At 73.1% G+C, this 6503-nt stretch carries 6 protein-coding genes; all 6 read right to left on the minus strand.

The genetic code is table 11. The features are described from left to right. Positions 1-48: 48 nt before the first annotated feature. Positions 49-1422 (minus strand): alpha,alpha-trehalose-phosphate synthase (UDP-forming), encoded by a 1374-nt coding sequence (locus CKO13_RS09775; protein WP_200260218.1) that lies wholly within the window; start codon positions 1420-1422, stop codon positions 49-51. Between the two features lie 4 nt (positions 1423-1426). Next, positions 1427-3214, minus strand: coding sequence for a glycoside hydrolase family 15 protein (locus tag CKO13_RS09780; protein ID WP_200260221.1), 1788 nt, complete (start codon positions 3212-3214; stop codon positions 1427-1429). Then, positions 3211-3984, minus strand: coding sequence for a trehalose-phosphatase (otsB, locus tag CKO13_RS09785; protein WP_200260224.1), 774 nt, complete (start codon positions 3982-3984; stop codon positions 3211-3213). The genes CKO13_RS09780 and otsB overlap by 4 nt, the downstream gene beginning before the upstream one ends. After that, positions 3947-4546, minus strand: a complete 600-nt coding sequence (locus tag CKO13_RS09790; protein WP_200260227.1) for a carboxymuconolactone decarboxylase family protein — start codon at positions 4544-4546, stop codon at positions 3947-3949. Before CKO13_RS09790 ends, otsB begins: the two co-directional genes overlap by 38 nt. Positions 4547-4551: 5 nt before the next feature. Further along, entirely contained in the window at positions 4552-4932 is a 381-nt protein-coding gene (locus CKO13_RS09795; protein WP_338034629.1) for a GIY-YIG nuclease family protein, read from the minus strand. After that, positions 4929-6503: PAS domain-containing hybrid sensor histidine kinase/response regulator (locus CKO13_RS09800; RefSeq protein WP_200260230.1), on the minus strand; the 1575-nt coding region annotated here is incomplete at its 5' end. The genes CKO13_RS09795 and CKO13_RS09800, both read right to left, overlap by 4 nt.

The raw sequence follows: 6503 nt of genomic DNA on the forward strand, positions 1-6503 counted from the left end.
GCGCCACCCGGGTGTGGGTCCCGCCGACGTCGGCGAGCAGGTAGGCGCTCACGCCGCCCCCGCGCCGCGGGCGCTGTGGGCCTCGCGCAGCGTCTCGACGAAGGCCGTGCGCCAGCGGTGGATGTCGTTGCGGCGCAGGATGCCCACCATCCGCTCCCAGCGCTCGCGGCGCTCGGCGAGGGGCATCGTCAGCGCCCGGTGCAGGCCCTCGACGAGCTCGTCGAGGTTGTACGGGTTGACCTGGACGGCGGCGTCGAGCTCCTGCGCCGCCCCGGCGTGGGTGGAGAGCACCAGGGCGCCGGGGTCCGCCGGGTCCTGGGCGGCGACGAACTCCTTGGCGACGAGGTTCATGCCGTCGCGCATGGGGGTCACCAGGCCGACGTCGCTGCGGGCGAGGAAGCCGAGGACGTTGGTGCGGTGGAAGCCGCGGTTGAGGTAGCGCAGCGGCATCCAGTCGTACTCGGCGAAGCGGCCGTTGATGTGGCCGGCCAGGTACTCCAGGTGCTCGCGGATCTCCTCGTACTCGGGCACGTCGCCCCGGGAGATCGGGGCCACCTGCAGGAAGGTGACCCCGTCGCGCTGCTCGGGGTGCGCCTCGAGCAGCCGCTCGTAGGCCTCGAAGCGGCTCTTCAGGCCCTTGCTGTAGTCGAGCCGGTCGACGCCGACGACCAGGCGCCGGCCGCCGAGGCTGCGCTCGAGGCGCCGGCCCTGCTGCGAGTCCAGCCCCCGCTGCGCCTGGGCGGCCACCTGGTCGACGTCGATGCCGATGGGGAAGACCCCCAGCCGCGGCGGCCGCTCCGGCGGGGCCGGAGCGTGGGCGAGGCAGTCCAGGAAGTTGTCCCGGTCGATGGCCGTCTGGAAGCCGATGAGGTCGTAGCGGCACAGCGCCGCGAGCAGCGCCTCGTGGCCCGGCAGGGCGCGCCAGATGTCCCAGGGCGGGAAGGGGGTGTGGAGGAAGAAGCCGATGGGGGCGTCGACGCCCTGCTCGCGCAGGAGCTGGCCGAGGGGGATGAAGTGGTAGTCGTGGACCCAGATCAGCTCGTCGCCGCCGAGCAGCGGCGGCAGGTGCTCGGCGAAGAGGCGGTTGACCGCCCAGTAGCCGGTCAGCCGGTCGTTGTCGCCGTGGATGTACGACATCCGGTAGTGGAAGAGCGGCCAGAGGACCTGGTTGGCGAAGCCCAGGTAGTAGCGGTTGTACTCGCTGCGCGACAGGCGCAGGGTCGCGTAGCGGACCCCGTTGGCCTCCTGCAGGCGGGGCGCCCGGGCCCCCGCGAGCCGCTCGTCGACACCGCCGTCCCAGCCGAACCACAGCCCCCCGGACTCCTCCAGGGCCGCTCGCAGGCCGACCGCCAAGCCGCCCTGGGCGGCCTGGAGCTGGCTCGGCAAGGCGACTCGGTTCGAGACGGTGACCAGTCTGCTCATGGCCCTACAAGGCCTCCTCCCATCTTCGGCTCAGGCGCATGGCCGAGTTGATCAGCCCGACCATACTGTAAGTTTGGGGGAAGTTGCCCCACAGCTCACCGGTCGCGGGGTCGATGTCCTCGGAGAGCAGGCCGACGTGGTTGCGGCAGGCGAGCAGCCGCTCGAAGATCGCCCGCGCCTCCTCCTCCCGGCCCACGGCGGCGAGGGCGTCGACGTACCAGAAGGCGCAGGTGACGAAGGCCGTATCCGGCGTGCCGAAGTCGTCCTCGTGGACGTAGCGGAAGAGGAAGTCGCCGCGGCGCAGCTCCTGCTCGACGGCGCGCACGGTGCTCGCCAGCCGCGGGTCGTCGGCCTGGAGGAAGCCCCACTCGTAGAGCAGCATCAGGCTGGCGTCGAGATCGCGGCCGCCGAAGCTCGCCGTGTAGCTCTGGCGCTCCTCGTTCCACGCCTCGCGGCCGATCACCTCGGCCATCTCCCGGGCCCGGCCCCGCCAGTAGGCGGCCCGCTCGGCGTAGCCGAGCTTCTCGGCGATGGAGCCGAGCGCGCGCGCCGCCGCCCAGCAGATCGCCGCCGAGAAGGTGTGCACCTTCTCGAAGCCGCGGAACTCCCAGGGGCCGGCGTCGGGCTCGCGGTAGACGGCCACCGCCTGCTCGCCGAGCGCCTCCAGGCGCCGGAACAGCGCCTCGTCGCCGCGCCGGCGCAGCCGCTCGTCGAAGAACAGGTGCGCGGTGGCGAGGATCGCCGAGCCGTAGACGTCGTTCTGCTGCTGCCGGTAGGCCTGGTTGCCGACGCGCACCGGCCCCATGCCGCGGTAGCCGGCCAGCCCCTCAGCGAAATGCTCCTCCAGGTCGTCGCGGCCGTTGATGCGGTAGACGGGGCGCAGGCCGTGCTCGCCGTTGGTCGCCGTCGTGTTGATGATAAAGCGCACGTAGTGCTCCATCGTCTTCGTCGCCCCCAGGCGGTTGAGGGCGTTGATGACGAAGTACGAGTCGCGCAGCCAGCAGTAGCGGTAGTCCCAGTTGCGCCCCGTCCCCGGCGCCTCCGGGATCGAGGAGGTCGCCGCGGCGATCACCGCCCCGGTATCCTCGAAGGTGTTGAGCTTGAGGGTGATCGCCGCGCGGATCACGGCCTCCTGCCACTCGAAGGGGATCGCCAGGCTGCGCACCCACTCCTGCCAGTAGGTGCAGGTCTGCTCGTGGAAGGCGCTGCCGGTATCCCGCGCCGAGTTCGGCAGGGTCTCGTCCGGGCCGAGGACGAAGGTCAGGTCGTCCTCGAGGATGAACGGCGTCTCGTCGACCACCGCCGTCACCGAGGCGTCGGTGGTCAGGCGCAGCACCTGCGAGGAGCCGACGTAGCGGATGTGGTTGCTGCCCTGGGTGATCGTCGGCACGGTGCGGCCGTAGTCGAAGAGCGGCCGGGTGACGACGCGCACCAGCGGCGAGCCGCTGAGCCGGCGCAGCTGGCGGACGATCATCATGGGCCGGAAGGTGCGCCCGTACTGCTCGAAGCGCGGCGCGAAGTCCGTGACCTCGACGGCGCCGCCGCTGTCGTCGTAGAGCCGCGTGACCACGATGGCCGTGTTGCGCTCGTAGGACTGCTCGCTGTAGGCGAGGCGGTCGAGCTCGATGGCGAACCGGCCCTGCCCCTCGCCCGCCGAGGGCGGCCCGAGCAGCGAGCAGAAGACCGGATCGCCGTCGAAGCGCGGCATGCAGGCCCAGGTCACCTCGGCCCGCCGGTCGACGAGGGCCGCAAAGCCGCAGTTGCCGATAATGGCCTGATCGAGAGTGCTCACGTCTCCTCCTTGTCGGCTGGGTAGGCGACCCGCTCGCCGGCGAGCCAGGCGATGACGGCCGCCGGATCGGGGAGGCGCCACTGCGCCGTCGTCAGCCCGGCCCCGACCTTGATCGCGTGGCCGCCGCGCTCGAGGACGGCGCGGAAGGCGTCCTCGTCGGTGAGGTCGTCGCCGAGGCAGACCGGGCGGCGGCCGGCGAATGGCGCCTCCTCAAGGAAGGCCGCCACCGCCCGGCCCTTGTCGAAGCCCGCCGGGCGCAGCTCGTAGACCCGCTTGCCCGGCTGCACCTCCAGGGCGCCGGCCGACTCGGCCGCCAGGCGCTCGGTCAGCGCCCGGATCTCCGGCTCCATCTCCTGCGCCCCCCGGTAGTGCACCGCCAGGGCGCTGCCCTTGTCCTCGAGCAGGATGCCGCGGTGGGCCGCCGCCAGCTGCCCGAGCTCCAGGCGCGCCCGGGCGATGAGCTCCTCGGCCGCCGGCGGCGCCCGGTGGACCTGCCCGTCGGCGCCGCGGCGCTCGGTGCCGTGGAGCCCGGCCACCGGCAGCTGCAGGGGCTCGAGCAGGCGGTCCACCGAGGCGATGGAGCGCCCGCTGATTACCGCCACGGCGCTGTCCGCGCCGGCCTCCAGGGCGGTCAGCGCGCGCCGGCCGGCGGCGGTGAGCTCGGCGTGCTCCGGGTGGCCGACGAGCTCCACCAGGGTCCCGTCGAGGTCGATGAAGAACGCCCAGCGCTCGTCAATCCTCAGCCCCGTGCTCCCCTCGTGCCTGGACAACGGCCTCACCTCCCTCGCTCGCGGTCATTGTGTAGAACCCCTGGGGCGGGACGTCCAGGGCGCTGCTGAACTTCGTGGCCAGATTCTGGTAGGCGATCAGGCCGGCCAGCTCGATCAGCTCCGCCTCGTCGAGGTGGCGCTTCACCGCCCCGACGACGTCGGCGGTCACCGGCGTATCGCTGCGCGTGACCACCTCGGCGTACTCGAGCACGACCCGCTCGCGGTTGGTGAAGGCCGCGCTCTCGCGCCAATCCTCGAGGGCCTCGAGCTTGTCCCGGCCGACGCCGTGGCGCTGCAGCTGCCCGGCGTGGAGATCGATGTTGAAGGGGCAGCGGTTGATCTGGCCGATGCGCACGCCGACGAGCCCGCGCAGGGCGGGCTCGATGGGGCTGGAGCGCCGCTCCGTGGCGCCCTGGATCGCCTCGGCCCCCAGGAAGAGCCGCGGCGAGCGCGCCCACAGGCGCGCGCTCGCGAGCACCCGGCCGTAGCGCCGCCGCTGCCACCAGAGCCACGGCCGCAGGAACCAGGGGTAGTCGATCAGGGGCTTGGGCTCGGCGAACATAGGCGTCATCCTTCTGAGTGGTAGCGTAGGTGGCTGCCGCAGCGGCTGCGGCAGTCGCTGGCCCCGAGGCCCGGCACCAGGACGCGGCCCCCTTGGCGCTGGTTGACCCGGCACTCAGGCTCAGCGTACCGCGCCACGGCGACCACGAGCACCTGCCGGTCGGCGGTGAGGTAGTCGATGTGCCAGCCCAGCGGCTTGCGCCGGCGCAGGTGGCGGGCGATCCGCGCCTCCAGGCCCCGCCGGGCGCTGCCGGTATAGGTGTACCAGCCGGCCGGCAGCCGGACCCGCCCCAGGGCGCCGACGCGCAGCTCCCGGGGCTCGAGGACGAGCAGGCTCAGGCAGTAGGTGGCCGGCTGCACCGCTGGCGCCTCCGCCGCTCGGCTCACTTGCTCAGCCGGATCTCGCGGATCAGGGCGTTGAGCTCCTCGAGCTCGAAGGGCTTGAGGATGTAGTCGTCGAAGCCGCTCGCCAGGGCGCGGCGCCGCGCCTCGTCGGTGGCGTCGGCGCTGACGGCCACCACCGGGACGGCCTCCAGGGCCGGGATCGCCCGCAGGCGGCGGACCAGCTCGTAGCCGTCCATATCCGGCAGGTGGATATCGAGCAGGATCAGGTCCGGCGCGTAGCGCTCGGCGATCTCGAGGCCGCCGACGGCGTCGTTGGCCTCGAGCAGCTCGACGCCCCCGCGCTGGCCGGCCAGCCCCTGGAGCAGCAGCTGGTTGACGCTGTTGTCCTCGACGTAGAGCAGCTGGATGGGCGCCTCGCCCTCCGCGTCGTCGAGCAGCTGCGGGTCGAGGCTCGGCCCGTAGGAGCGGTCGTGCCCCTCCGCCTCGGCGGCCGGCAGGCGCAGGCGGAAGTGCGAGCCCTCCCCGGGCTCGCTGGCCACCAGCGCCAGGTCGCCGCCCATAAGCCGGCTCAGCCGCAGGGCCAGCGCCAGCCCCAGCCCCGCCCCCTCGATCTCGCCGAGCTCGTGGCCGAGGCGCTCGAAGGACTCGAACAGCGCCGCCGAGCGCTCCCGGGGGATGCCGATGCCGGTGTCGCGCACGTCGATGGCCACCTCCTCCTCGCCCTCGGGGTGGAAGCTCAGGGTGACGCTGCCGCCGTCGCGGTTGTACTTGACGGCGTTGGTCAGCAGGTTGAGCACGATCTGCTTGGCGCGCAGCCGGTCCGCCCACACCCGGCAGGCCGAGCCCTCGGCCGCCTCCTCGAGGCGGATCGAGACGCCGCGCTCGACGGCCTGCTCCCAGGCGAGGCGCACGCACTCCTGGAGCAGCTCGCCGACGCGCACCGGCTCGGGGCTGAAGGAGGTCTTGCCGGCCTCGACCCGCGCCAGGTCGAGGAGGTCGCCGACGAGGTCGCGCAGGTGCCAGCCGGCGCTCAGGATATGGCGCAGGTACGCCCGGTGCTCCTCGGGGTCGCGCTCGATGCCGGCGTTGAGCAGCTGCGCGAAGCCGAGGATGGCGTTGAGCGGGGTGCGCAGCTCGTGGCTCATGGCCGAGAGGAACTCCGACTTGGCCCGGTCGGTGCGCTCGGCCTCCCGCCAGGCCTCGCGCAGCTCGGCCTCGCGGCGCTTGTAGGGGTCGATATCCTGCAGCGCCCCGCGGACGGCGACGACCCCGCCATCGTCCCCGCGCACCGGCTCCCCCGTGGCGCGCAGCCAGCGCCGCTGCCCGGCGGCGGTCAGCGCCTCGAACTCGATGTCGTAGGGGCTGGCCTGCTCGACGCAGTCGCGGAAGGCGCGCTCGATGGGTGCCCGGTGCTCCGGGGCGTAGAAGCGCCAGGCCTCCTGGGTGCTCCGGGGGCCCGCCTCCTCGGCCGGGAGCCCGAACAGGGCGCACGCCTCGGCGGAGAGCTCGATCCGCTCCTCGCCGAGCTCAACCCGCCAGGCCCCCAGCCCGACCGCATCGGCGGCGGCCTGCAGGTCCCTTCCACCGCGCCAAAGGTCATCCCCACTCACGCC

This window comes from Halorhodospira neutriphila, from assembly GCF_016584055.1.
Lineage (GTDB): Bacteria > Pseudomonadota > Gammaproteobacteria > Nitrococcales > Halorhodospiraceae > Halorhodospira > Halorhodospira neutriphila.

Excerpts from the sequence above, each read along its gene's own strand:
- CKO13_RS09775 (WP_200260218.1), bottom strand. The coding sequence starts at position 1,422 with ATGAGCAGACTGGTCACCGTCTCGAACCGAGTCGCCTTGCCGAGCCAG.
- CKO13_RS09790 (WP_200260227.1), bottom strand. The coding sequence starts at position 4,546 with ATGTTCGCCGAGCCCAAGCCCCTGATCGACTACCCCTGGTTCCTGCGG.